Below are 24,831 nucleotides of genomic sequence, written 5' to 3' on the forward strand. Positions count from 1 at the left end.
AAGTTTTTATGCGTATTCTTCATAGCTCCGACTGGCATTTAGGTCAGCATTTTATTGGCAAAAGCAGAGCAGACGAGCACAGGGCTTTGTTTGGCTGGCTGAAGCAACAAATTGAATTGCATCAGGTCGATGCCTTGATAGTGGCCGGAGATATTTTTGATACCGCCACTCCTGCCAGTTATGCCCGCGAGCTGTATCATCAATTGATTGTTGATTTGCAATCGACAGGCTGTCAGTTGGTGATGCTGGGTGGCAATCACGATTCGGTGGCTGTGCTGCAGGAAGGCAAAGAGTTACTGGCCTGTTTACATACCCAAGTGGTACCAGGCTGGTTGGGCGCTGCAGAATCTCATCTTATCGTTCTGAATACTAAGCAAGGTGAGCCCGGCGCCATTTTGGCTGCCCTACCTTTTTTACGTTCCCGCGATCTATTACAAAGTCAGAGTGGTCAGCAGGCCAGTGATAAACAGCAGCAGTTACAACAAGCCATAGCAGATTGTTATCAGCAGTGTTTTGTTAAAGCTCAAGCGCTCAAAGCTGAACTTGGGCTGGAACTGCCGTTGTTAGCTACAGGGCATTTAACCACAGTGGGGGCCAGTAGCAGTGAGTCGGTGCGGGAGATTTATATTGGCTCTTTAGAGGCCTTTCCTGCCAGCGCTTTTCCGGAATTTGATTACATCGCCCTGGGTCACATTCATCAGCCGCAATTGGTGGCTGGCAAAAAGCATATTCGTTACAGCGGCTCGCCTATTCCATTAAGTTTTGATGAAGCAAAACAGCAAAAATCCATGGTGTTGCTGGATTTCACCACTGCTGAAGGTGCGATTGAATTGTTGCCTATCCCTTGTTTTCAGCCGCTACTCAGCCTGAAATGCAGCTTACCTGAACTTCATTCCTTGTTGCAGCAACCATTGGCAGAGCTTAACCCAGAGCAAAAACTCTGGCTGGAGCTGGTGTTAACCGGCAGTGATGGCTATCTGAGTGATTTACAAAGCCAGGTACAGCAGCAATTGGATGGATTACCAGTGGAGCTGTTGAAACTGCGTCGCGCCAGACAAGCTGCAGTTGGAATTTTAAGTACAGAACAACAAGAGTCTTTGCATGAAATGACACCGGATTTGGTGCTGGAGCGCAGACTGGCAGCGGAAGATCTCACTGACAGCGAAAAAGCAGAATTTCAGCTGATGCTGCAACAGGTTATGACGCAGTTAGAACAACCTGATCCGCAGGTGCTGCCATGAAAATTTTATCGGTACGGCTGCAAAACTTAAATTCACTGAAAGGTGAGTGGAAAATTGATTTTACTCAGCCACCTTTTGATCAAAGTAATCTGTTTGCTATTACTGGTCCAACGGGCGCAGGTAAAAGCACTATTCTCGATGCGATTTGTCTGGCTTTGTATCACCAGACGCCGCGCTTAAAACTCTTGTCGCAAAGCAGCAACGAGCTGATGACCCGCCATACCAGCGAGTGTCTGGCTGAAGTAGAGTTTCAGGTGCGCGACCAGCGTTATCGCGCCTTTTGGAGCCAGCGTCGTTCCCGTGGTGCAGTGGACGGCAATTTGCAGGCCGCCAAAGTAGAACTGGCCAAAGCCGATGGTGAAATACTGACAGATAAAAGTAACGAAAAGCTGAAGCTGACTGAGCAGATCACAGGCCTGGATTTTGGTCGTTTTACCAAGTCGATGCTGTTGGCTCAGGGTGGTTTTGCCGCCTTCTTAAATGCCCCTGCCAATGAACGGGCTGAACTATTGGAAGAGCTGACCGGTACTGAAATTTACGGTCAGATTTCGATGCAGGTGTTTGAACAAAACCGCCAGCATAAAACGGCATTGGAATTATTGCAGGCCAAAGCGTCGGGTGTGGTGTTGCTGGATTTAGAGCAACGACAGTTGTTGCAGCAGCAGTTGGCAGAGTTAGAGCAACAACAGCAGCAATTGAAAATAAAACAGCAGCAACAAGCTCCTTTATTAGCCTGGCGTCAGCAGCAACAGCAGGCAGCGGTGCAGCTGCAACAAGCAGAGCTGAAGCAGCAGCAATTTGAGCAAGAACAGGCCATGCAACAAAGTGCGTTGGTCAAATTGCAAAGTTATCAAAAAGCCGCAGTGCTGTTGCCTTTGTACAAAGAGCTGCAGCAGCAACGCTCGGCTGTAACAGAAACACAAGAACAGCAGCAACTTCAATCCCGCCAGGTACAGGAGTTAAAAAATCGGCAGCAGCTGCAATTGCAGCAAGGTCAAGGCTTAGCTCTGCAAATACAGCAGCAGGTGCAGCAACAGGTTCAGCAACTGCAGCAACATTGTCAGACCTTAACAGCGCAACTGGCACAGCAGCCTCAGGGTGCAGACCTCGCGGCAGCAGTCGCTGGTTGGAAACCTTTATTGCAGCAACGTCAGCAGGGCTTAGAGCAGCAGAAAAATCTGCAGGCGCAAGTTGCGAATAATCAGACTCAGGCTTTACAGCAGCAGTTGCAGCAAATCAGCGCTGAATTACAGCGACTGGATCTTCAATTGCAGCAGAGCACTCCGGCTTTCGCCATTGAACTGCCACAATTGCAACAGCAAATACAGCATTACAAAACTCAGTTGCAGACCTATCCATTGTTACTGAGGGTGGCTGCGGCTTTACAACAAAAACAGCAGCAACAGCAAAAAGAACAACTGGAACTGCAACAAAAACAAAATGACAGCAAGCAGCTGCAGCAACAGGTTGCGGGCTTGCGTGAGCAGTTCAGGTTGTATAGCGACAGAGTGTTGGATAAACAAAAACTGGTGTTGCAGGAGCGGCTGATTGCAGAGCTCAGCAGTCACAGAGCCAAACTGCAACCAGGCGACGAGTGTCCGCTTTGTGGCAGTACCACACATCCTGCTATCACTAGTTATCAGGCACTGGATTTAACACAAACCGAAGCAGAGCTGGCGACCTTAACGGCTGAACTGAAGCAAGTCGAAGAACAGGGTAAGGCTTTACGCGAAAAGCAGCTGCAGCTGGAAGAACAACAAAAAGCTCAGCACTATCAGTTGGAACAGCTGGCTCTGGATATTAAGCAGCAAAGCGAGCAATGGACTGAGTTATTGCAGAACCTGCCAAATGTAGAGCAGCAACAACTGCAACAGGCCAGCTTAAAAAAAGCTTTATTGCAGCAATTTCAGCAGCAGACTCAATTGGAGCTGGAGCAGCAGCAACAACTGGAGCAGCAGCTGCTACAGCGCCAGCTTTGGCAACAACAGCAGCATGAACTGGCACATCAGCAGCAATTGCTGCTGCAGCAACTGTCTGTGCAACAACAGCAACAGCAACAGCTAGGCGAGGCTTTGCAGCAAAACCAAACCTACTTGCAGCAACTGGAACAGCAGTGGCAACAAGAGCTTCGGCCCTTTGGTTTTGTGTTGCCCACAGTGGCTCAACAGCAGCAGGCTTGGCAGCTTTGGGCGCAGCAGGCACAGCAATGGCAGCAGTGGCAACAGGAGTTGCAACGACAGAGCCAGCAGTTGGATAAAGCGCTGATGCAGCAGCAACAGGCCGATGTGCAGTACCAAAGCTGGTTAGATAAGCTACAACAGGCAGGTTTAGCGCAAGTATCGGCCAGTCAGAGTGCAGCGCCAGAGCAAGAACTTGAGCATGTGTTGCAACAGCTCACGGTCTTAAGCAATGAACTGCAACAAAAAACCGGACAGCAGCAACAAAGCGATGCGCAGTTACAGCAGCTGCAATTGAAGTTAACGGCATTGCAGCAAGACTGGCAAAAACAGCTGGAACAGCAGCAGTTTGGCAGCGAAACCAGCTTTTTAGCTATGTTACTGACCGAACAACAAGTACAGCAATTGACAGAGTTAAAAGACAAGCTGGCGAGCGAAAAAATTCGTTGTCAAAGCCAGTTAGAGCAAGCCCGGCAGCAGATTGAGGCTTTAGCTAAACAACAACTGACAGAACAAAGTCTGGAGCAATTACAGCAGCAAAGCACAGAGCTTGAGCAGCAGTTATTTAGTGCACTGGAGCAGGCTGGCCAATGCCGGCAGCAGTTGCAAAGCGATCAGCAGCATCAGCAGCAGCAACAAGAGTTATATAGTCAGATTGAACAACAGCAACAGCTGGTGCAGCAATGGCATAAGTTCAACAGCTTAATAGGCTCAGCCGATGGTGCTAAATTCCGTCGTTTCGCTCAGGGTTTAACTTTATTGCAGCTGGTGGGACTGGCCAATCAGCAGTTGGATAAACTGCACAGCCGTTATCAACTGGCTCGTAAAGCCGATGCTGAACTGGAACTACAAGTACTGGATAGTTGGCAGGCTGATACCACAAGAGACACAAAAACTTTATCCGGTGGGGAGAGCTTTTTAGTCAGTCTGGCTTTGGCTTTAGCTCTGTCGGATTTAGTCAGTCATAAAACCCGCATTGAATCCTTATTTCTGGATGAAGGCTTCGGCACTTTGGACCCGGACACGCTGGAAACTGCGTTGGCGGCTTTGGACCAACTGAACGCCAGCGGTAAGATGATCGGTATTATCAGCCATGTGGAAGCATTAAAAGAACGGATTCCGGTGCAAATTAAACTGCAGAAGCAGCAGGGTTTGGGGTACAGCAGTTTAAGTTACTGACCATACCCTTCGTACTTGAAACTGCAGCTTTGTTGACTGCGTGCTCTCGCCCCAGTCACATAGGTGAACTATGCTCCTGGGGTCTCACGCTCTTGTCGCCTCCCTGCAGCTCCAATTACTTTGGGTATGTATTGCAGTTAGTTGGGTGACAAAAGTCATGCTCAAGTCATGACTTTTGTGTCTGATGTTTTTTTAGTGATTCTCCGATACTGATGTCACACCACTGAGGTGAAACAGCACAAGGACTATCAAGATGAAAACTTTACTGATTGCTTTAAGCGCTTTAACTTTTAGCCTGGCTCAAGCTGCAACTATTGAACAAATTGATGCAGCCTCTAACAGCATGGATCTGAAACAACTGGCTGTTTATGCTGCTGAAAATCCGGCAGATTACAACAAAGCCTATGCCAACTACCGCTTGTCTATTATGGCTGGTTTAGCAGGTCAAAAAGATCAGGCAGAACAAGCTTTAGATGTGGCGCAGTCGACGCTGGAACAGCTAACCGCAGCCCAGCCTCAAGCGGATAGCTTTGCCTTATTAGCCGGCGTTTACGGTATGCAGATTGGTAATAATCCGCTAAAAGGCGCTTTGTATGGCCCTAAAGCCGGCATCGCCATGAAGCAAGCGACAGAACTGGAACCAGCAAATCCCCGGGTCGTATTAATCAAAGCCATCACAGCTTACAACACACCGGCGGCCTTTGGCGGCAGTAAACAAAGTGCTGTTGAGCTCAGCAGCAAAGCCATTGAGCTTTATGCTTTGCCTTGTCAGCTGATTTGCTGGGGCCATGCCGAAGCCTATACCTGGCGTGGTTTAGCCAAGCAGGAACTGGGAGATAAAGCTGGTGCTATTGCTGATTGGACTAAAGCGGTGGAGCTTGACCCTTCCTACGGCTGGGCTAAGTTTCTGCTGACGCAGCAACAAAGTTATAGTCAGAATCGTTAATTTTTCTCTGACTGGGGCTCTTTTGAGCCCTGGTTTTAACCTGTTGAGGCTTTTATGTTAGAGCTGGAAAAGCGCCTGTCCTGGGTCTATCTAATCAATCTGGTGTTCTATATAGCGCCATTTTTTTACATCAATTACAGCCCTGAGCAGTATCTTTGGATGACGCTTGCTTTAGTGGCCTTTATTGGTTGTTACTACTGGATTTACCGCAGTCCCCCTTCACGGATGTTCTTGCCTATCCTGCTGATGGCTTTCATCGCCAGCGCCATTACCCCGCTGAATTATGGCTCTATTTCGATGTTTGCCTATGTCAGTTTTTTTATTGGTTTTGCTTATAATTTCCGCCAGTTTTTAGCTGGTGTTACTGCATTGATCTGTGTGCTGGTGCTGCTGGATCACTTTTTTGTCAAAGGTGCGCCTTATTTCCTGTTGTATGGTTCTGCTTTGGTGATGGCTATAGGTGTATTTGGTGTACTCGACAGAGCCAGACGAGCCAGTCTGTTAAAAGAACAGCGCAGTGCAGAAGAAATTAAACAGCTTGCGACCATAGTGGAGCGCGAACGAATAGCCCGCGACTTGCACGATATTATGGGCCACAGTTTATCCGGTATTGTGCTCAAAGCAGATTTAGCCGATAAGTTATTGCAACAGCAGCAGTATCAGGCTGCCAGTCAGCAATTGCAGGAACTGGCTTTTATTGCCCGCGAAAGTTTAAGTCAGGTACGCCAAACGGTTTCAGGATACAAACACAAAGGTTTAGCTGGTGAAGTACAGGCCTTAAGCAACAAATTACGTGAGGCGGGATTTGGTGTGGACGTTCAAGGCGAAATACCGACTCTTTCGGCCAGAGAGGAAACTGCGGTGGTATTGATCCTGACCGAGCTGGTAACCAATGTGTTAAAACATAGCAATGGCGATGAAGTGAAAATCTGTTTTAGCGAAAATCAGCAAGGACATCAACTGATGGTGTCGGATAACGGCAAAGTCAGCGAGTTGCATCAAGGCCATGGTTTAACCGGCATTCAGGAGCGCCTGGCGGCGCTGAACAGCACTCTGGAATGGCAATTGTCACCCAGTTGTTTTAGTTTCATTTTGCCCAGGGAGGCCTGATGCGTATTTTACTGGCGGAAGATCAGGCTATGGTACGAGGCGCTTTGGCGGCTTTGTTAGGCTTAACTGGCGAGTTTCAGATCACTCAGGCGGCTGATGGCGATCAGGCTTTTGCTTTGTTGAAACAGCAGGACTTTGACCTCTTGTTGACCGATATAGAGATGCCGGGCCGCAGCGGCCTGGAACTCGCGCTTTATCTGCAACAGCAACAAAGCCAGATTAAAGTGATAGTGATCACCACCTTTGGCCGCTCTGGTTATATTCAGCGCGCTATTGCCGCTGGGGTGCAGGGTTTTTTACTGAAAGACGCGCCGTCAGAGCAATTAGTGCAGGCTATTTATCAGGTGATGGCTGGAAAACGAGTGATAGATACTGAACTGGCATTGTCTGCTTTAGGTCAACAGGACCCTTTAAGTGACAAGGAACGCCGGGCTTTACGATTAGCCTCTGAAGGCAAAAGCACAGCTGAAATTGCAGCAGCACTTTATATCGCTGAGGGCACTGCACGGAATTATTTGTCGGAAGCTATTAGCAAACTAAATGCAGCGAACAGAGTTGACGCAGCCAGAATAGCTAAGCAAAAAGGTTGGTTGTAACTTAGCCGTCGTACTTGAAGCTGCCGCTTTGTTGAGACAGAGGGCGCGGATTAACCGCGGCCCATGCGAAAACAGACAGATTAAAACGAATAGACAAAAGTTAAGGACGTTTGTGTATCGGTTTTCTTTTTGCCTACCGGTACTTTCGAGTCGTTCTGCACTAAGAATGCAGCTTTCATTTGCATCCGGCCATTAATCTTGGCGGTTAAAGACGATTCGGCGATAGAACGTTTATTGTCTTCACCATATTCCAGACTGACGGTTTGTTTAAAGCGGGCTGACTCACTGATCTGCCAGCGATAAGTCGCAGCACTACGTAAAATCATGCCATTTTCAGTTTCTTCTAAATCCGTTTTGCCTCTGTAGTAACCCGGACCTATTTCACCTTCCAGCGACATGGTGTCAGTTTTAAACAGCTCATCACCGTAACCAATAGCGACGGTGGTGTATTCAGTGTAAGCACCAAAACGGTCGTCGACATGAGAGCCAAAGACAAACAAGCGGGCTGTGTCTTTATTCAATTTATAACCACCTTTGGCCGAGGCGGCATATTTTTCGGCTGAGGTTTCTACTATGGTTTGGCCATCATCTGCTTCGGTTTCGTCGCGCTTAAAGAAAGCGCTGAAGGTGTAGTCGTTTGACCACTGTTCCAGCTCTTGTTTTGAGTCGATTTTACCGGTAATGGACGTACCCTTAGTGTTACCCGAGGTAGTAATGGCGCCTAATTCAGCGGATGTGCTCCAGCCCAGTTTGGTCTCATTCGACGTACTTTCTTCGGCCTGTACTGTCAAAAGGCCGCTTAAAACCAACAGACTGCCCAGAGCTGACAGAGAGCAGAGAGTTTTTTTCATACCTTACTTTTCCTTTTTGAAGTGCAGGTCCATTTGTGGAAACGGAATCACAATCTGGTTCTCGTCAAAGGTCAGTTTGATTTTTTCCAGAGTGTCCCAGTACACAGGCCAGTAGTCGGCCGCATTTACCCATGGACGTATTAAAATATTGACTGAACTGTCGGCTAAAGCGCCAACAGCTATGACAGGGGCGGGTTCTGCCAGAATACGACTGTCTGCTTTGAGTATTTGTTCCAACAATTGTTTGGCTTTTTTCAGATCAGATTCGTAACTGATCCCTACTGTTAAATCCACTCTGCGGGTTTTTTCGGCAGAATAATTAATGATGGCAGAGCCTGTAATTTGCGAGTTCGGCACAATAATGCGTTTGTTATCTGCACTTTTCATCACTGTCTGGAAGATTTCAATTTTTTCCACAACACCTGAAACCCCGGCTGCGTCTACAAAGTCACCAGCGCGGAAAGGGCGGAATAAAATAATCAGCACGCCGGATGCAAAATTGGATAAAGAACCTTGCAAGGCCAAAGCTATAGCCAGACCTGCTGCACCTAAAATAGCGATAAAAGACGCAGTCTGAATACCCACTTGTGACAAGGCAATCAGAATAGTCGCGACCATAATAGCTGCCTGAATGATGCCACTTAAAAAAGACACTACGGCTCTATCCACTTTACGGTGGATTAAGGCTTTTTCCAGCATGCGGGTCAGACTTTTTGATAACCAGCGACCCAGGTATAAAATGACTAAAGCGACCAGTACTTTGACGCTATAACTTAAAATTAATTGCTGATTTTTTTCCAAAAAATCCAGGAATTGTTGCATATCTTTCTCCATTTTCGAGCCACTGGTCTGATGAATGTCAGTTAATCTGACGGCCATACCCTAGCATAACCAGTGTCCTGACCCAAGCCAAACGCGGCTTCTGGCTTAGTTTTGTAAAAAATAACTTTGCTTCAGCACAGAATTTCGCTAGAATCCGCGCCGCTTGTGGTGACTGTAGCTCAGTTGGTAGAGTCCCGGATTGTGATTCCGGTTGTCGTGGGTTCGAGCCCCATCAGTCACCCCAATTCCTCTATTATAAAAACCCAACTCTGGTTTCGAGCTTCGTTAGTCACCCCAATTCCTCTATAAAAAAACCACTCTGGCTTCGAGCTTCGTTAGCCTCTCAATTTCCCCTAACAGTCTTCTGTTGTTATGCTCTGCAAGTCTCTCGCTTATTAGTTGCGCCATCATGGATTTAAAACAACTGCAGCTGTCTTTACAGCAGCCTCATTTAGCCCCTGTTGAACTTTGGGATCCAGCCTTTTGCGGTGATATCCCCATTCGCATCGATCGACAGGGTGATTGGTATTACCTCGAATCTAAAATCCAGCGACCACAATTGGTTCAGCTTTTTGCTTCAGCACTAACCCGGCAGCAACAGGAGTATTTTTTACTGACTCCGGTTGAAAAAGTCCGCATTCAGGTTGAAGACGCCGCTTTTATCATTGTGGCTATAGAACAACAACGAAGTGCAGCTGAACCTGTTCTTATCGCGACCACTAATTTAGGTGAGCAGGTATTAATTGATGCTGAATATCCTTTGTTTTTACAGGCTCAATCGGATGGTCAGTTGTTACCTTATTTGCACTTATGGCGGGGCTTAACGGCTAAATTCGGCAGATCGGCTTATTACCAGCTGGTTGATTTGGCGTTGACTGTTCAGGTTGAGGGAAAAAACAGGCTGCAAGTTTCTTCCGCCGGGCTACATTTTGAGCTTGGTACGCTGGACTAACCATTGGTCCCGGATCTAAGGCTCTGTATCGCATTCATTTTTTCTGCCCTTGCCGCTTTGCAGTTCCTGTTTCATAGTCGATACCAATCAGCTGGAAAAAGCTGTGCTCATCCAACAGGAGATAGAATGAAACTGCAACTAAGCCTTATCGCCAGCGCTGTACTGCTAGCAGGAACAGCCCAGAGCGCGACCTTAATTCATGCCGGAAAACTGATTACGGCTGATAGCGACAAAGTGCTGACACAACAGACTGTTGTTGTTGAAAACGACAAAATTATTGCCGTCGAATCTGGTTATAAAACTCCGGCCAACGGGGATCAGGTTATAGATTTAAAAAACCATACACTGATGCCTGGTCTGATGGATATGCATACCCATTTCTCCACTCAGATGAGCCCGGGTACTTACACTGAAGACTTTTTCCTGAATGAAGCCGATGTGGCGCTACGTGGAGCTACTTTTGCAGAGAAAACCCTGATGGCAGGTTTTACCACAGTGCGGGAACTGGGAGATATCCATCACACCAGCACAGCGCTGCGTAAAGCTATCACAGCTGGTTATGTCAAAGGCCCTCGTATTTATACGGCGGGTAAATCTATAGCCACTACAGGGGGCCATGCCGATCCAAGCAATGGTGTTGCTTATGCGCTGATGGGCGATCCTGGTCCAAAAGATGGCGTGATCAATGGCCCTGAAGAAGCGCGTAAAGCGGTGCGGCAGCGTTATAAAGAAGGTGCAGACCTGATTAAAATCACCGCCACTGGTGGTGTGCTGAGTGTGGCTAAAAGCGGTTCCAATCCGCAGTTTAACAGCGAAGAGCTGAAAGCTATTGTAGAGACGGCTAAAGACTATGGCATGACAGTGGCTGTGCATGCGCATGGTAAAGAGGGCATGGACAGAGCTATTGAGGCAGGTGTTGATTCGATAGAACACGGCACTTTAATGGATAAAGCCACGATGAAGCTGATGAAAAAACATGGTACTTATTATGTGCCAACCATCAGTGCCGGCAAGTGGGCCGCAGAAAAAGCCGCTATGCCTGGTTTTTTCCCTGAGCTGGTCCGTCCTAAGGCTCTGGCTATAGGCCCTAAAATTCAGAAAACTTTTGCTGATGCTTACAAAGAGGGCGTCAAAATTGCCTTTGGTACTGACTCCGGCGTAGGTGCTCATGGCGATAATTGGCGTGAATTTGTGTTTATGACTGAAGCTGGTATGCCGGCTATGGAAGCTATTCAGTCCGCCACTATTGCTTCAGCACGTTTATTAAAAGTGGATCAGGAGCTGGGTTCTGTCACTCCGGGTAAAATTGCTGATTTAGTCGCAGTACCTGGTGATCCGCTGCAGGATATTCAACTGATGGGGAAAGTTAGTTTTGTGATGAAAGCCGGGGTTGTGTACAAAGAGTAACAGCAGTTCAAAAACAACAAAGGCAGCCGTGGCTGCCTTTTCTATTGCTATTTTGAGTTCTGGAAAAACTCCAGCAACTTATGTACGTCGGCCACAATTTCAGCCTTTAAATCAATTTCAGCTTGTTCGCGCAGGTGATCCAGATGGCGGATCTCCTTTTTATCCCGCTCTTTACGAGCCTGATGGGTCGGCATATCTTTAACTACGTCATACATCTTAAATAAGCCAGGGTAAGTCTGAACTGCATTGGGTTTATTGGGTAGCTGCAGATGGTCCAGCAATACCCAAATCCTTAAAGCACCTTCAGACAACTCACATTGCTCTTCACGCATGGCTTTGGCAATTAATACTATGCTTTGCGTCAGGTCAGCGTTTTTAGCGTCAACCACCTGTTGCTGCTTTAACTTTTGTTGTTGAATGAGCCACAACAAACGACCGAGGTAAAAACTCAGGCCAGCAATAATCAAAACGGCAGCTAAGGTGGCCAGTATCCAGTTGAAGGTCAAACTTTATCCCCTATTCGCCTAAAAACTCTTTACGCCAATCAGTACGTTCTAATTTGGCTAACGGATCCTCGTCTTCCTCTGCTTCGTTTTCCTGATCTAAACCTAACAGGGCAACAAGCTCCGCATGACGTGCCGTTTTGGCATTAAAGTACTTCGCGTCTTTACCCGTCAGGATTTCGCCTTTATCGACCAGATCCAGTAATTCCAGCAACTTCTCATCGTTTTCGAGCAGCGCTAATTCCTGTTCAGCTGGCATTTCCGGCTCTTTGGCTTTGCTCAGTTGTACTACTGGCTTGAACTGCTTTGGCTGAGCCATCAGCTTTTGTTCTGCTTCTGTCACTACTAAAGCAATAGGCTTCTTACTGCCATGGCGCGGATCTTTAGAGCCTTTGCCTGATTGCTTTTCCTTATCTTCAGCGGACGGAGAATGGCGACTACCGGATTTTAAGCCTGCACCTTTCTTTTTGGTTTCAGGCGCGCGCGTGCGATCCTGACGGGCTTCTTCAGCCGGTCTGTGCCTGGTACCAAGTGGGCCTGAGGTGCGAGTTTTTTTAATCCGGGTCATTATGTGTTACCTACAAAAAAGGGCGCGTATTTTAACCAGTTTATGCCAGAAAACCTAGGTATTTCGTTTTTTAAATAGAACTACGTCATCGGCCGGAAAATTCACAGTGAAATTATCCCGTTTCGCCAAAAATTCAAAAGTGTCCTGGTGGAAAAAACTGATATGGGTGGGGTCGTTTTTATAGTGCCAGTTGCTGAAGCTGCTTTGGTCTGTGTAACGTTTGGTCATTAAGGCCAGCACAGCTTCCGGCAATAGTAAATCCAGCCATAAACTCCATTCTTTCGCCGGATTAATGAAATGTTCTATGGCTTCAGTGCAACTGACAAAATGATATTTTTGCTGCAAAGCTTGTGGCTCTGCTGCATAAAAAGGATCCCAGACTTGCATCTGTTTACCTGCTTCGCTGAGCATTTGCGCTAATAAAGGCCCGGGGCCACAACCGAAATCTAATCCGGTGTTTTGTTCAGGCGTGAGGCTGCTCAGCAGAGGCACAGATAAGCGAGATAAGAATTTGCGGTAGCCTGGGTCGTCTAATTGATTTTGATGTAAATCGTATTGAGCTTTTTCCTGTTCGGCAGTCAACAAGCTAGTGCGATCAGCAAAGACTAAAAAACACTGCTGGCATTGAAAATAAGCGCGTCTTTTGTCGCTGCAAAAAATCTGGATTTGTGAATGCTGGCATAAAGAGCAAACTGAATTCATGGTGAGGATAAATAAAAAGGGCGGTGTAAGATGTTACCGCCCTCTATATAAGGTGTCTAGCGCGACACATAATCTGCTTTAAGTCGTCCTGACGGGAGTTCAACACCCTGTCTGCACAAATTCCCTATATTTTTACGCAAATTCCCTATATTTTTACGCAAATTCCCTATGAAAATAATTATTCGCGATCATCCTGATACTTAGTGGTCCTTCCATGCGCTGTGTAAAATACACATTGTCATCATCTTGATGCTGAAAAAACGTACCGATGCACTGCTGCTTTCCGTGCCTGCTTTCCGTGTTTTTAAACGTTACTAAATGTAACGGACTTAAATCTACTCCGATTTTTCAGAATGGCAATACAACGGTATAAAAAAAATACAAAAAAATTGAACTTTTTTGTAATATGATTATAAATCAATTGGTTAGGTTGTTGTTTTGTGGTTTTTAGGTCGCGTGAGTCATATCTTACAAGGTTGTGAGATATATCTCACAAATAGAACATAATCAGCTGGTGATTGGTGCGGATGGCGTTGCACAGATAAAAAAACCAGGCATGGAGCCTGGCTTTATGCAGAGTCAAAGAGCTGTTAGTGTAAACCGCCCACATATTTAGATAATATTTCGATATCTTCGTCAGTCAGTTTTTTCGCAACATCACGCATCATGCCATTCATGTCGTTGGCACGTGAACCATTACGGAAAGACTCCAGCTGAGTTTTAATATAAGCCGCATGCTGGAATGAAATTTTCGGGAAGCCAGCCAAGCTGTGGCCTACACCCCGTGGACCATGGCAAGCGATACAGGCAGCAATACCTCGCTCCAGATCACCACCGCGGAATAATTTTTCACCTTTAGCGACCACATCTTCCGGCGTGCTGCCTTCTTTCATGGTTTGGCTGGAGTAATAAGCCGCCAGATCTTTCATGTCCTGCTCAGATAAAGCTGCAACCATGCCTGCCATCACAGCATTGTTACGGCCTTCTTTGCCGCCGGTTTTAGCACCTAATTGAAATTCTTTTAATTGCTTAAAAATATAACCAGCATGTTGACCAGCAATTTTCGGATATAAATCTGTTGGGCTGTTCCCGTCCATGCCATGGCAGGCAGCACAAGTCACGGATTTAGCTTTACCAGCTTCTGCATCCCCATCGGCTGCATAAACTGAACTGATTAACCCTAAAAAGAGCGTGAGTGGAAGTGCGAATTTTTTCATTTTTTTTCCGTCTCTGTCCGCGTTGAACCGCCAGTAATCTGGCAACCAAGTTGAATAACCCTATATTTTATGTCTATTTTACACGAATCTTGCACAGATAGAATCCCATAAATCACAGTAAAGCTTCTGTGGATCTTCAGGATCCGTTACACTATAGCCAAATTTACAGCCGGAGCTGACAGTGTACAAAGCGATCATCAATTATCAGAAAGCAACTTTTCTGACCAGTGCCCCTGATATTAAGGCTCTGCCCGCAGATACAGGTATCGAAGTTGCCTTTGCTGGTCGTTCTAACGCCGGCAAGTCCAGTGCGTTAAATACGCTGACGCGGCAAAATGGTTTAGCCCGTACCAGTAAAACACCAGGTCGTACTCAGTTAATTAATACTTTTGCTTTAGCTGAGAATCAGCGCCTGATCGATTTACCTGGCTATGGATTTGCCAAAGTGCCTTTAGCCGTCAAAGAAAAATGGCAAAAAGCCCTGAGTGAATATCTGATGAAACGCGAAAGCTTAAAAGGCATAGTGATTTTAATGGATATCCGCCATCCACTGAAAGATTTGGATCAGGATTTAATCCATTGGGCAGTGCAAAGTGATTTGCAGGTTTTATTGCTGTTGACCAAAGCTGATAAATTAAGCCCTGGGCCACGTAAAAAAGTATTGCTGGAAGTAACAGAAGCTTCTATGGCGTTTATGGGTGATGTAACAGTTCAGGTGTTCAGTTCACTGACTAAATTGGGTTTGTCTGAGTTAGAACAAAAACTGGACCAATGGTACAGCGCAGAACAAGAATAAGTTTTTACCAAGTCTTAAATTGAGAAAAGCAGAGCATAGTCTCTGCTTTTTTTATTCGCACTATTTCTGGCTCTCTTAGGTCTCAATCATTTTTTTCATAAAAATCAGCGCGCACAATAAGCAGCACCCTGGCTAATCAGCTGGAATTGGGTAATGTTGAACATTTTTGCTTGGTCAGAAAAAAGAAAACCGGCCCTTTTTGAGGAGGCCGGTCATAGCAAACGGGGAGAAGCTATTCAATAATTTCAAATCAACAGGGTGTCTTGGATTAACAAGACAGAGCCATTATACATGGAATTATGAATGTTTGAAGTATTTGCTCTAAAAAATCTAGTTTTATTTCAGTTTTTCTGATCAGCAGACAAAAAAAACGCCCCACTGCAAGCAGTGGGGCGGCTAAATAAGCCTTTCTTTCTGGCCACTAAACAAGCGATTAAGCTGATTAGTGCTGAAAGATAGAACATCTTACCTCTGTACCCTACGAAATTGATTCTACAAGTGTTGATTAAAAATGCAAGTGAAGAGCTGTAATTAAACTACAAATATTTAGTGAAACCTTCATTAATCTGAAAAAATGTAGCTTAATTACCAAAAGAGATTGGTTTTTTTTGCATAGAAATCATACAGATTAGAGTGGAAGTTGCAGGATTTGTGTAATTCAGCACTGTTTTACATCGAAGCGATACGACTATGACCGAAGTGATAAGTATGAAGAAAAAAGCCCCAAGCAAGTTGGGGCGAAAAATCAAACTACCAGGAATGGGCATTTACACGCTTAGTAAGACTGGGTGTTTTTTACTAAGTTCAGCACAATTCCATTTTTTTTAATGAGCCTGATCCCAGTTGGGGCCAGAACCAGCTTCTGCCAGTAAAGGCACATCCAGTGATGCTGCAGATTGCATGATTTCAACCAGTTCAGAACTGACCCGCTCCAACTCTTCAGTTTTCACTTCAAACACTAGTTCATCGTGCACCTGCATAATCATGGCAACGACACCCTCAGGTTGTTTGTCCTGCCAGGCTGATACTTTAATCATGGCCATTTTAATAATATCGGCTGCAGTACCCTGCATAGGTGCATTGATGGCCGCTCGTTCGGCACCTTTTTTCCGGGCCATGTTTTTGGCATTAATTTCAGGCAAATACAAACGACGACCAAACAGAGTTTCAACATAACCTTGCTCATGCGCCTGAGTGCGGGTGCGTTCCATATAATCCAATACGCCAGGGAAACGTTCGAAGTACAGATCAACATACTGCTGTGCTTCCCCTCGACTAATGCCTAACTGGCGTGCCAGACCAAAAGCTGACATGCCATAAATAAGGCCGAAGTTGACGGCTTTAGCGCGACGGCGTTGTTCTGAACTGACCTGGTCCAGCTCTACACCAAAGACTTCAGCTGCTGTAGCTCTATGGATATCTTTGCCTTGCGCAAAAGCATTGAGCAGAGCAGGGTCACGTGATAAGTGCGCCATGATGCGTAGTTCAATTTGTGAATAGTCGATGGCCAAAATGGTTTTACCCGCTTCAGCAATAAAAGCCTGACGAATACGGCGACCTTCTTCACTACGGATCGGAATGTTTTGCAGGTTAGGCTCAGTGGAACTTAAGCGGCCAGTGGCAGCAACAGCCTGATGATAAGAGGTATGTACCCGGCCTGTTGCTGGATTGACTGACAACGGCAGTTTGTCGGTATAGGTGGATTTGAGCTTACTTAAACCCCGGTGTTCCGTAATAAGTTTCGGAAACTCATAATCAAGCGCCAGCTCAGCCAGTACTTCTTCTGCGGTGGACGGTGTGCCCGTGGGTGTTTTTTTCAGTACAGGTAAACCCATCTGTTCAAATAAGATTTCCTGCAATTGTTTAGGAGATGACAGGTTAAATTCTTTACCAGCCATCTGATAGGCTTCCTGCTCTATCTCGCCTATACGTTTGGCTAAATCCAGACTTTGTTGCGCCAGCAGCTTGCCATCAATTTTTACCCCAGTGCGTTCCATTTTGGACAAAATTGGCACCAATGGCATTTCGATATCACGGAATACTTTCTGCAAGCCTGAATGTTGCGCAAGCATCGGCCATAAGGTTTGGTGTAACCGCAAAGTCACATCCGCATCTTCTGCTGCATAAGGCGACGCCTGTTCCAGCGCAATCTGGTTAAAGGTGATTTGTTTAGCGCCTTTGCCTGCGATGTCTTCAAAGCCTATGGTTTTATGACCAAGGTACTTCAGTGACAAGGAGTCCATATCGTGGCGGGAGGCAACACTATTTACAATGTAAGACTCGAGCATGGTGTCAAAGCGAATTCCGCGTAGAGTTATGCCATGGCGCGCCAGTACACTTTGATCGTACTTCAGGTTCTGACCTACTTTGGTTTTGCTTTCATCTTCCAGCCAGTCTTTCAACTGAGCTAACACCCATTCACGGTTCAGCTGTTCAGGCGCGCCGACATAGTCGTGTGCCAGTGGGATATAACAAGCGTCACCGGCTGCTAAAGCCAGAGAAATACCCACCACATCGGCCTGCATATAATCCAGACTGGTGGTTTCGGTATCAAAAGCCACCAGTTCCACTTCTGGTAGGCGTTTTAACAGTTGCAGAAAATCAGCTTCGGTTAAAATGCATGGGTAGCTGCTGGTATCAATGCCGCTGGCAGGGATTTCCGCTGGGTGCTCTTCATTAGTTTTTGCCGCTTCTGTCGCTACTGCTGTTGCAGTATCTTTGCCTGCTAACACTTCACTTAACCAGCGTCTGAATTCACAGGCTGCAAACAGCTCGGCCAGTTTAGTCTGATCCGGTGTTTTGATATCCAGGCTGTCTGGCTTCAGCGACAATTCGACATCGGTTTTGATGGTGGCGAGCTGATAAGACAGCATCAACTGATCTTTAAATTCTTCCATTTTGGCTGCTATGGTTTTGCTGCCACGGAAGTTCAGCGCTGCAATCTGATCCAACTGCTGATATAGCTTCTCTATCGAACCAATACCTTGCAGCAAAGCCATGGCAGTTTTTTCACCTACACCTGGCAAACCCGGAATATTGTCGGCTTTATCGCCCATCAATGCTAAATAGTCGACAATCAGTTCTGGCCCTACACCAAACTTTTCGGCAACTCCTGCAGGGTCCAGAATGGTATCAGTCATGGTGTTAATTAAGGTGACATGTTGATCAACCAACTGTGCCATATCTTTGTCACCTGTGGATATCAACACATGACGGCCTTGTTGGCTGGCCTGCACTGCCAAAGTACCGATGACATCGTCTGCTTCAACGCCACTGATACAGATCAGCGGTAAACCCATAGCCTCAATGATTTGATGTAAAGGTGCAATCTGGCTACGCAAATCATCCGGCATTGGCGGTCGATGGGCTTTGTATTCGCTGTACATTTCATTACGGAATGTCGGACCTTTGGCATCAAATACCACTACCATCTGACTGGGTTTATATTGGCGTAATAAACTTTTCAACATGTTGACCACGCCATAAATAGCGCCGGTTGCTTCCCCTTTGGAATTGGTCAGGTGTGGTGGTGAATGATAAGCACGAAATAAATAAGAAGAACCGTCGACCAGAATAAGAGGATTGTCCGGTATAACAACCATGATAAGGATCCCTAAATGTTTTGCTTAAGCATGCCACAACAGGCCAGGTTCAGCCAGCTGTAGCTTTATTACAGACGTGTTCGGGTGATACTTTTTTATACGAAAAAGCTGTGGATAACTTTGTGGATAGACAATAGGTTACAGCCAGAAAATCTCGGTGAAGAGTCCGGTGCTAATTGGTTAAGTTACTGTATTCAAAAGAAAAAGAAGGGTAATGCTACAGGTTCCCTTATTGTTTTTCTTATCATTCCATTTTGTGGAAAATTATCTCACTTTGGTTTCCTGTCAAATAAGGCGACAGAGTAAGACAATCAAAGTGGGAAAACAGACTACCACAAAGATTTTCTTTGCACAGTCCTGATTTGAATTTTTTTTAACTGAAAAAAAATGCCTTTCAGATTGATCAGTTATAAGGCGATTTGGACTGCAAATTTTACCCAACTTATTCTGGATTATGGGCTAAGTTAAAAGCCAACAAATACAGGGGCTTCCACTATGGAGCATCCGGGCGTTATAATACCTTAACTTTTGTATGGCTTATTGACAGGATTATCCAGATGAAAAAACTCACTTTTGCCTTAGTGCTGATGACAACTGCTGCAATAGCCAACGTTGCTGCACAGGAAGCAGACAACGAAGCAATTAAAAAACGTCTTGAACCCGTAGGTCAGGTCTACCTGGCTGGCGCAGAGGCAGCAGCGGATACTGGTCCTAAAGGTCCACGCACTGGCGAGCAAGTGTATCAGGGCGCATGTTTTGCCTGTCATGGTACTGGTGCTTTAGATGCGCCGAAAAAAGGTGATGCCGCCTGGAAACCTCGTATAGCTCAAGGTATGGATATATTGAAGAAACACGCTATTGAAGGTATCCGTTCTATGCCTCCTCGTGGTACCTGTGGCGATTGTTCTGATGATGAAATTGAAGCAGCTATCAAGTTTATGACCGAAGGCGTGTAAAGTTTCTGTTAGCAAAAACGCTGCTATGGCAGCGTTTTTTGTTTCTAATGCCTTATAGATCTAATTGTTATCTTTATAGCTCAATTGCTTATAAGAAGATCTGACCAGCTAACTCATTTTGCCTTCCATCTGGTTAAGCTTTGTGCATAATAGAGGTGCTTAAACATCAGCCAGTTTTGGTTGCCTTGCCTTAGATAAGAATAAGAGAAAAAGTTGAAGGATATAACAACTCTGAATAAAGCCCATCACCTTGTGATTAGTCAGTTGCGCCGTTTGCGTAAGCTGGCCGCAGGCTATAAACAGGCTTATATCATTCAAGGTGCTTTACTCAAGTTGTCAGAATTAGCTTCTGGCATCAAAGACATGCGCGAGTTTTATCCTGCGATTCACCGTTTATTAAACCAGCAACTTAAAGCCGATAATTTTTATGTAGTGCTCTGTGATCAGGATCAGCAGTTTTTGCTGGAATACTTCGCGGACGAAAAAGACCAACAGGTTTTGTTAGATGCCCCTTCCGACGCTTTTGCTTCAGGACTGACCGGTTATGTTGCCCGCACTAAACAAGCGCTGTTGTGTGATCAGGACGGCTATCGCCGGCTGGTTGAAACAGGCGATATTACGGCGCAGGGTACGGCTTGTCATTACTGGTTAGGCGTGCCTTTGTGCCGTGGTGAAAAAATTATCGGTGTGATGGCGATTCAAAGTTATGACCCGGAATGCCATTACAACCAGCATGATTTGGCCTTGATCAGTAGTATTGCTGTTCATACTGTCACAGCTATCGACAGAGTAAAAAGCCGTGAATTGCTGGAGCAAACCGTACGTGAGCGTACTCAGCAGTTACGTAATACCAATCAGTCGCTGGAAAAAGAAATCCGCGAGCGTACTAATGCCGAACAACTACAGTCTGCTTTGTATAAAATTTCCGAAATGACAGCAAAAAGCACCGACATGATGAGTTTTTATCATGAAGTGCACCAGATTTTGTCTGAATTGATGAAAGCAGATAACTGCTACATTGCGTTATTAAATGAAGCGGCTGACCGCTTACATTTTCCATTTTATCTGGACCAGTACACTCCAACGCCCAAAGAGCGTGCTTTGCAAAGTGGCTTAACTGAGTATGTGATCCGCTCTGGCGAAGCCAAACTCATCAGCCAGACACAGTTATTGGACTTAATTAAAACTGGTGTGGTAGACAGGGTGCAATCCAGTCTTGGCCATCATGCCATGTCAACCAGCTGGTTAGGTGCACCTTTATTGGTAGGTGAACAGGTGCTGGGTGTCATTGCACTACAGTGTTATGACAATACCTACAGCTACAGCGAGCAAGAGCTGAATCTATTACGTTTTGTGTCGCAGCATATAGCTGTGGCTATCTCCCGCAAACTGTCGACAGAGCAACAAAAACAGCAGCATGAAGAGCTGGAAAAACGTATTTTTGAGCGTACCCGCGAATTACGCCAAACCAATTTATTTTTGCGTTTGCAGGTGGAAGAGCGGAAAAAAGCCGAAGAAAAACTCTTTCACGAAGCCAATCATGATGCGTTAACAGGCCTTGCGAACCGTCAGATGTTTTTAATGCAGTTGCGCCAGCGTTTTTCCTATCGGAACCGCGAAGCCAACCCGCGTTTTGCTTTGCTGTTTATTGATTTAGACCGTTTTAAACTGATCAACGATACCTTGGGCCATCATATTGGCGATTTGTTTTTAATTGAAGTTAGCCAACGTTTACAACAAACAGTGCGTGAACATGATTTAGTGGCTCGTTTAGGCGGAGATGAGTTTGTCATTTTATTAGGCCAAATCCAAAGTGATTTTGATGCTGAAGAAGTGGCAGAACGTTTGATTGAATCTCTGCGCCAGCCGATGATGCTTGAAGGTCAGCAAGTTTGCTCAGGTGCCAGCTTAGGTATTGCCTGTTATCACCCTGAATATCAGAATGCCGACGAATTATTACGTGATGCCGATGCGGCTATGTATCAGGCCAAGTCTTTTGGCCGTAACCGTTTTGTGATTTTTAATGATTCGATGCGTCAGCAAATGCTGCAGGAACTGGGTCAGGAGCAGGCCTTACAGCAGGCTGTTGATCAACAACAGTTTGCGCCATCCTTCAGGCCTTTATTACAAGCTGATGCACAAGTCTTGGGTTATCAGGTGCTGTTGAACTGGCAACAGGGTGACGCGGAACAAAAGGCTGAATTAAGCCGTCAGGCCACTCAGGCCGGTTTAATGCCTGATATTGAACTTGAACTGGTTCGTCAGCTTTGTCAGAAAAATGCCAGCGCAGAAATATTCAGTATTACCCTGGGCAGCGGCCATCTGAATAATACCTTGCTGTTTGATAAGCTCTGTAATGTATTACGCCATTCGGTCTTGCCTTTGCATCAGTTGTGTATTGGGTTTAACGAAGCGGATTTATTGCGTTTAACCACCACTCAACTGGCGAATTTGCATCAATTAAAGCGACTAGGTATTCGCTTGCTACTGGATCAGTTTGCTGCCGAAGTGGCTGCTTTGGGGTTACTGGTACAGTATCCATTTGATTTTGTGGTGTTAGACACCGCCTTTAGCCGTAGTTTACAGCGCAGTGATCAGCGTAAACAGCTGCTGCAGGTGCTGTTAAGTCTGGCGCAAACCCACAAATACCGTCTGGTTGCTGCTGTGGCCGAAAATGACGAAAGCCGCACTTACCTGACTCAGCTGGGATGCTGCTATTTTGCCGATAGCAGCCCGGTCAGTGAAACCCAATCAGGGCTTTTTCAACAACTGGCGTAATCTGTCAATGTGCGCCAGGCCTGTTTCCTGTCGTTGCTGTTCAGTTTTGACTGGCGCAGCTTTGCTCCATTCCAAATCATCCGCAGGCAATTCATATAAAAACCGGCTGGGTTCAGGTTTGATGATTTCACCATACTGACGGCGTTCGCGGGCATAGGTAAAAATCAGCTCACGTTGGGCTCTGGTAATGCCTACATAAGCCAGACGGCGTTCTTCTTCAACATTGTCTTCATCTATGCTGCTTTGATGCGGCAACAAACCTTCTTCCATGCCCACCATAAAGACATAAGGGAATTCCAGTCCTTTAGAAGCGTGTAACGTCAGCAGTTGCACCTGATCGGCTTCATCTTCCTGCTCCTGACGCTCCATCATGTCCCTTAGTGTCAGTTTGGTCACTACTTCGTTTAAACTCAGTGGCTCCTCATCGTCTTTGCCTTCGAGCATTTCACTGATCCAGCGATACAGCTCATTGATATTCTTCAGTGCCATTTCAGCCGCTTTGGGGCTGGCACTGCTTTCGAATAACCAGGCTTCGTACTGGCTTTGCCGGATCAAATCTTTGACTGCTTCTTTCGGATCAGCACGCAGCGCGTTGTCTGCGACATGATTAATCCAGTTGGCAAAGTTCTGCACCGCCTGCAGACCACGGGCTGGCAAACGTTCTGCCAGTTCGGGTTCAAAACAGGCGGCAAATAAGCTGATATGTTTTTCGTTGGCCAGACTACCCACTCTTTCCAGCGTAGCAGCGCCTATTTCACGTTTTGGCGTGTTGATAATACGCAAGAATGCATTGTCATCGTCCTGATTCACCAGTAAACGTAAATACGCCATGATGTCTTTAATTTCAGCACGGGAAAAAAACGAAGTGCCGCCTGAAACTTTATAAGGAATTCTGTTGGTGATCAGTGCCTTTTCAAATACCCGCGCCTGATGGTTGCCGCGATACAGCAGCGCATACTCTTTATACTGAGTGCGGTTAATAAAGCGGTGCGAAATAATCTCGGCCACTACTTTTTCGGCTTCATCTTCTTCGTTACGAGTCGGTAATACCCGTAAAGGCACACCATAACCCAGCTCACTGAAGAGTCGTTTATCGTATTCGTGTGGGTTATTGGCGATCAAAATATTGGCCGCTTTCAGAATACGTTCGGCTGAGCGATAGTTTTGCTCCAGCTTAATGACTTTTAAATTCGGGAAATCTTTGCCCAAGAGCACCAGATTTTGTGGTTTGGCACCCCGCCAGGAATAAATCGACTGGTCGTCATCTCCAACCACAGTAAAGCGCTGACGCTCGCCGACCAGCCATTTCACCAGTTCGTACTGACTGGTGTTGGTATCCTGATATTCATCCACCAACAAGTACTGGATTTTTTGCTGCCACTTTTGCCGCACTTGCTCATTGGAAGCAAACAGCAGGGTGGGCACCATAATTAAATCGTCAAAATCCAGAGCGTTATAGGCCCGAAGCTGCTGGGCGTATTGCTGGTAGAAGTTAGCAAAGCTGATACTTTGTGCGTCTGTGGCGCGCGCAAGGGCTTGACCCGGCAGGGTTAAATCGTTTTTCCACGAAGAGATTTTGCTTTGCAAAGCTTTCAGTAAATCTTTATCACCTTGCAGCTCGTCATCGGTCAACTCTTTGAGTAGCGCCATGCTGTCCTGATCGTCGAACAGCGTGAAGTTAGGCTTATAACCAATAGCACGATATTCCTTTTTCAGGATCTCTAAGCCTAAGGTGTGAAAAGTGGAAACAGTTAAACCTCGGAGCAAAGGCCGAGCCAGCTGATGTTTAATCCGCTCTTTCATTTCGCGGGCGGCTTTATTGGTAAAAGTCACAGCCGCTATATGTTTGGCAGGCATATCACATTGCTGAATTAAATACGCAATTTTATTGGTGATGACCCGGGTTTTGCCACTGCCAGCGCCAGCCAGAACCAGGCAAGGCCCGCTGATATAATGCACCGCATCGTTTTGTTGAGAATTAAGTTTCATCAGACACCTTTTACAGAAGGAAGCTAGTTTAACTCAAATTTACCGGGCAGAGGCGCGCTGATTTCTGCACAAAACGAGCAAGTCCGGCAAATATGCGGCAGAATGGATCCACCTTGAGCCTGAAGGCTCGTAGAATAAAATGATGCTACAGGAGCTAGACCATGATTGATCCAAAAAAGATTGAAGAAATTGCGAAACAAATTGGCGCAGCTATCCCACCTAAAATGCGTGAGATGGCCGATGATGTTGAAAACAAAGTAAAGCAGGTATTGCAGCAAAAGCTCAGCCAGCTGGATTTTGTCTCCCGCGAAGAGTTTGATGTGCAAACTCAGGTGCTGGCTAAAACCCGTGCCAAACTGGATGAACTGGAACGTCGTGTGGCTGAACTATCGGCGAAAGACGAGTCAGCTAGCTAAAAAGTGAAGTAAATAAGGGTGAT

19 protein-coding genes and 1 tRNA gene are annotated in these 24,831 nt (G+C 46.1%); 12 read left to right on the forward strand and 8 right to left on the reverse strand.

Going from position 1 to position 24,831, the window contains the following annotated elements:
* Window positions 1–8 precede the first annotated feature (8 nt).
* From sbcD to LSG34_RS10620, 5 genes are all read left to right on the forward strand, one after another.
* Entirely contained in the window at window positions 9–1,241 is a 1,233-nt protein-coding gene (gene sbcD / locus LSG34_RS10600) for an exonuclease subunit SbcD (RefSeq protein WP_233009070.1), read from the forward strand.
* Window positions 1,238–4,597: an AAA family ATPase gene (locus LSG34_RS10605; protein ID WP_233009071.1), complete on the forward strand. Its 3,360-nt coding sequence runs from the start codon at window positions 1,238–1,240 to the stop codon at window positions 4,595–4,597. The genes sbcD and LSG34_RS10605 overlap by 4 nt, the downstream gene beginning before the upstream one ends.
* 253 nt (window positions 4,598–4,850) lie before the next feature.
* Complete coding sequence (locus LSG34_RS10610; RefSeq protein WP_233009072.1) at window positions 4,851–5,543, forward strand: tetratricopeptide repeat protein; 693 nt, start codon at window positions 4,851–4,853, stop codon at window positions 5,541–5,543.
* 54 nt (window positions 5,544–5,597) lie between these two features.
* A complete protein-coding gene (locus LSG34_RS10615; RefSeq protein WP_233009073.1) occupies window positions 5,598–6,653 on the forward strand; it encodes a sensor histidine kinase in 1,056 nt (351 codons plus the stop codon).
* Window positions 6,653–7,249 (forward strand): response regulator transcription factor, encoded by a 597-nt coding sequence (locus LSG34_RS10620; protein WP_233009074.1) that lies wholly within the window; start codon window positions 6,653–6,655, stop codon window positions 7,247–7,249. Before LSG34_RS10615 ends, LSG34_RS10620 begins: the two co-directional genes overlap by 1 nt.
* Window positions 7,250–7,329: 80 nt before the next feature.
* On the opposite strand, the gene LSG34_RS10625 is transcribed toward LSG34_RS10620, so the two are convergent.
* Window positions 7,330–8,100 (reverse strand): DUF481 domain-containing protein, encoded by a 771-nt coding sequence (locus tag LSG34_RS10625; RefSeq protein ID WP_233009075.1) that lies wholly within the window; start codon window positions 8,098–8,100, stop codon window positions 7,330–7,332.
* Between the two features lie 3 nt (window positions 8,101–8,103).
* On the reverse strand, window positions 8,104–8,922 hold the full coding sequence (locus LSG34_RS10630; RefSeq protein WP_233009076.1) for a mechanosensitive ion channel domain-containing protein: 819 nt from the start codon (window positions 8,920–8,922) through the stop codon (window positions 8,104–8,106).
* 168 nt (window positions 8,923–9,090) lie between these two features.
* Here LSG34_RS10630 and LSG34_RS10635 point away from each other — a divergent pair.
* From LSG34_RS10635 to LSG34_RS10645, 3 genes are all read left to right on the forward strand, one after another.
* Window positions 9,091–9,166: transfer RNA gene (locus LSG34_RS10635), tRNA-His, on the forward strand.
* Between the two features lie 165 nt (window positions 9,167–9,331).
* Window positions 9,332–9,874, forward strand: a complete 543-nt coding sequence (locus tag LSG34_RS10640) for a DUF1285 domain-containing protein (protein ID WP_233009077.1) — start codon at window positions 9,332–9,334, stop codon at window positions 9,872–9,874.
* 126 nt (window positions 9,875–10,000) lie between these two features.
* Window positions 10,001–11,281, forward strand: a complete 1,281-nt coding sequence (locus tag LSG34_RS10645) for a metal-dependent hydrolase family protein (protein ID WP_233009078.1) — start codon at window positions 10,001–10,003, stop codon at window positions 11,279–11,281.
* A 47-nt stretch (window positions 11,282–11,328) separates the two neighbouring features.
* Here the strand turns inward: LSG34_RS10645 and LSG34_RS10650 are convergent, their stop codons facing one another.
* The 4 genes from LSG34_RS10650 to LSG34_RS10665 form a co-directional block, all read right to left on the reverse strand.
* The gene (locus tag LSG34_RS10650; protein WP_233009079.1) at window positions 11,329–11,787 is read right to left on the reverse strand and encodes a DUF2489 domain-containing protein; all 459 of its coding nucleotides are present in this window, start codon (window positions 11,785–11,787) and stop codon (window positions 11,329–11,331) included.
* A gap of 10 nt (window positions 11,788–11,797) precedes the next feature.
* Window positions 11,798–12,352 carry a Der GTPase-activating protein YihI gene (gene yihI / locus LSG34_RS10655; protein ID WP_233009080.1) on the reverse strand — a complete coding sequence of 185 codons (555 nt, stop codon included), beginning with the start codon at window positions 12,350–12,352 and terminating at the stop codon, window positions 11,798–11,800.
* Window positions 12,353–12,406: 54 nt separating this feature from the next.
* A complete protein-coding gene (locus LSG34_RS10660; RefSeq protein ID WP_233009081.1) occupies window positions 12,407–12,937 on the reverse strand; it encodes a class I SAM-dependent methyltransferase in 531 nt (176 codons plus the stop codon).
* Between the two features lie 707 nt (window positions 12,938–13,644).
* Window positions 13,645–14,271, reverse strand: coding sequence for a c-type cytochrome (locus LSG34_RS10665; protein WP_233009082.1), 627 nt, complete (start codon window positions 14,269–14,271; stop codon window positions 13,645–13,647).
* 181 nt (window positions 14,272–14,452) lie between these two features.
* On the opposite strand from LSG34_RS10665, the gene yihA reads away from it, so the two are divergent.
* Complete coding sequence (gene yihA / locus LSG34_RS10670) at window positions 14,453–15,067, forward strand: ribosome biogenesis GTP-binding protein YihA/YsxC (RefSeq protein ID WP_233009083.1); 615 nt, start codon at window positions 14,453–14,455, stop codon at window positions 15,065–15,067.
* Between the two features lie 824 nt (window positions 15,068–15,891).
* Here yihA and polA read toward each other — a convergent pair.
* Window positions 15,892–18,669 carry a DNA polymerase I gene (gene polA, locus LSG34_RS10675; RefSeq protein WP_233009084.1) on the reverse strand — a complete coding sequence of 926 codons (2,778 nt, stop codon included), beginning with the start codon at window positions 18,667–18,669 and terminating at the stop codon, window positions 15,892–15,894.
* Window positions 18,670–19,226: 557 nt separating this feature from the next.
* Here polA and LSG34_RS10680 point away from each other — a divergent pair.
* Window positions 19,227–19,625: a c-type cytochrome gene (locus tag LSG34_RS10680; RefSeq protein WP_233009085.1), complete on the forward strand. Its 399-nt coding sequence runs from the start codon at window positions 19,227–19,229 to the stop codon at window positions 19,623–19,625.
* A gap of 213 nt (window positions 19,626–19,838) precedes the next feature.
* A complete protein-coding gene (locus tag LSG34_RS10685; RefSeq protein ID WP_233009086.1) occupies window positions 19,839–22,403 on the forward strand; it encodes a sensor domain-containing phosphodiesterase in 2,565 nt (854 codons plus the stop codon).
* Here LSG34_RS10685 and rep read toward each other — a convergent pair.
* Window positions 22,377–24,392: a DNA helicase Rep gene (rep, locus tag LSG34_RS10690; protein WP_233009087.1), complete on the reverse strand. Its 2,016-nt coding sequence runs from the start codon at window positions 24,390–24,392 to the stop codon at window positions 22,377–22,379. The two genes, LSG34_RS10685 and rep, sit on opposite strands and share 27 nt — an antisense overlap.
* Window positions 24,393–24,553: 161 nt before the next feature.
* Between rep and ubiK the strand changes: the two genes are divergently transcribed.
* The gene (gene ubiK / locus LSG34_RS10695; protein WP_233009088.1) at window positions 24,554–24,808 is read left to right on the forward strand and encodes a ubiquinone biosynthesis accessory factor UbiK; all 255 of its coding nucleotides are present in this window, start codon (window positions 24,554–24,556) and stop codon (window positions 24,806–24,808) included.
* Window positions 24,809–24,831 lie beyond the last annotated feature (23 nt).

This window comes from Rheinheimera faecalis, assembly GCF_021290965.1.
GTDB lineage: Bacteria > Pseudomonadota > Gammaproteobacteria > Enterobacterales > Alteromonadaceae > Pararheinheimera > Pararheinheimera faecalis.

What these genes read in the sequence shown, in the direction of transcription:
- sbcD (WP_233009070.1), top strand. Translation starts at nt 9, where the DNA reads ATGCGTATTCTTCATAGCTCCGACTGGCATTTAGGTCAGCATTTTATT.
- LSG34_RS10605 (WP_233009071.1), top strand. Translation starts at nt 1,238, where the DNA reads ATGAAAATTTTATCGGTACGGCTGCAAAACTTAAATTCACTGAAAGGT.
- LSG34_RS10610 (WP_233009072.1), top strand. Translation starts at nt 4,851, where the DNA reads ATGAAAACTTTACTGATTGCTTTAAGCGCTTTAACTTTTAGCCTGGCT.
- LSG34_RS10615 (WP_233009073.1), top strand. Translation starts at nt 5,598, where the DNA reads ATGTTAGAGCTGGAAAAGCGCCTGTCCTGGGTCTATCTAATCAATCTG.
- LSG34_RS10620 (WP_233009074.1), top strand. Translation starts at nt 6,653, where the DNA reads ATGCGTATTTTACTGGCGGAAGATCAGGCTATGGTACGAGGCGCTTTG.
- LSG34_RS10625 (WP_233009075.1), bottom strand. Translation starts at nt 8,100, where the DNA reads ATGAAAAAAACTCTCTGCTCTCTGTCAGCTCTGGGCAGTCTGTTGGTT.
- LSG34_RS10630 (WP_233009076.1), bottom strand. Translation starts at nt 8,922, where the DNA reads ATGCAACAATTCCTGGATTTTTTGGAAAAAAATCAGCAATTAATTTTA.
- LSG34_RS10640 (WP_233009077.1), top strand. Translation starts at nt 9,332, where the DNA reads ATGGATTTAAAACAACTGCAGCTGTCTTTACAGCAGCCTCATTTAGCC.
- LSG34_RS10645 (WP_233009078.1), top strand. Translation starts at nt 10,001, where the DNA reads ATGAAACTGCAACTAAGCCTTATCGCCAGCGCTGTACTGCTAGCAGGA.
- yihI (WP_233009080.1), bottom strand. Translation starts at nt 12,352, where the DNA reads ATGACCCGGATTAAAAAAACTCGCACCTCAGGCCCACTTGGTACCAGG.
- LSG34_RS10665 (WP_233009082.1), bottom strand. Translation starts at nt 14,271, where the DNA reads ATGAAAAAATTCGCACTTCCACTCACGCTCTTTTTAGGGTTAATCAGT.
- polA (WP_233009084.1), bottom strand. Translation starts at nt 18,669, where the DNA reads ATGGTTGTTATACCGGACAATCCTCTTATTCTGGTCGACGGTTCTTCT.
- LSG34_RS10680 (WP_233009085.1), top strand. Translation starts at nt 19,227, where the DNA reads ATGAAAAAACTCACTTTTGCCTTAGTGCTGATGACAACTGCTGCAATA.
- rep (WP_233009087.1), bottom strand. Translation starts at nt 24,392, where the DNA reads ATGAAACTTAATTCTCAACAAAACGATGCGGTGCATTATATCAGCGGG.
- ubiK (WP_233009088.1), top strand. Translation starts at nt 24,554, where the DNA reads ATGATTGATCCAAAAAAGATTGAAGAAATTGCGAAACAAATTGGCGCA.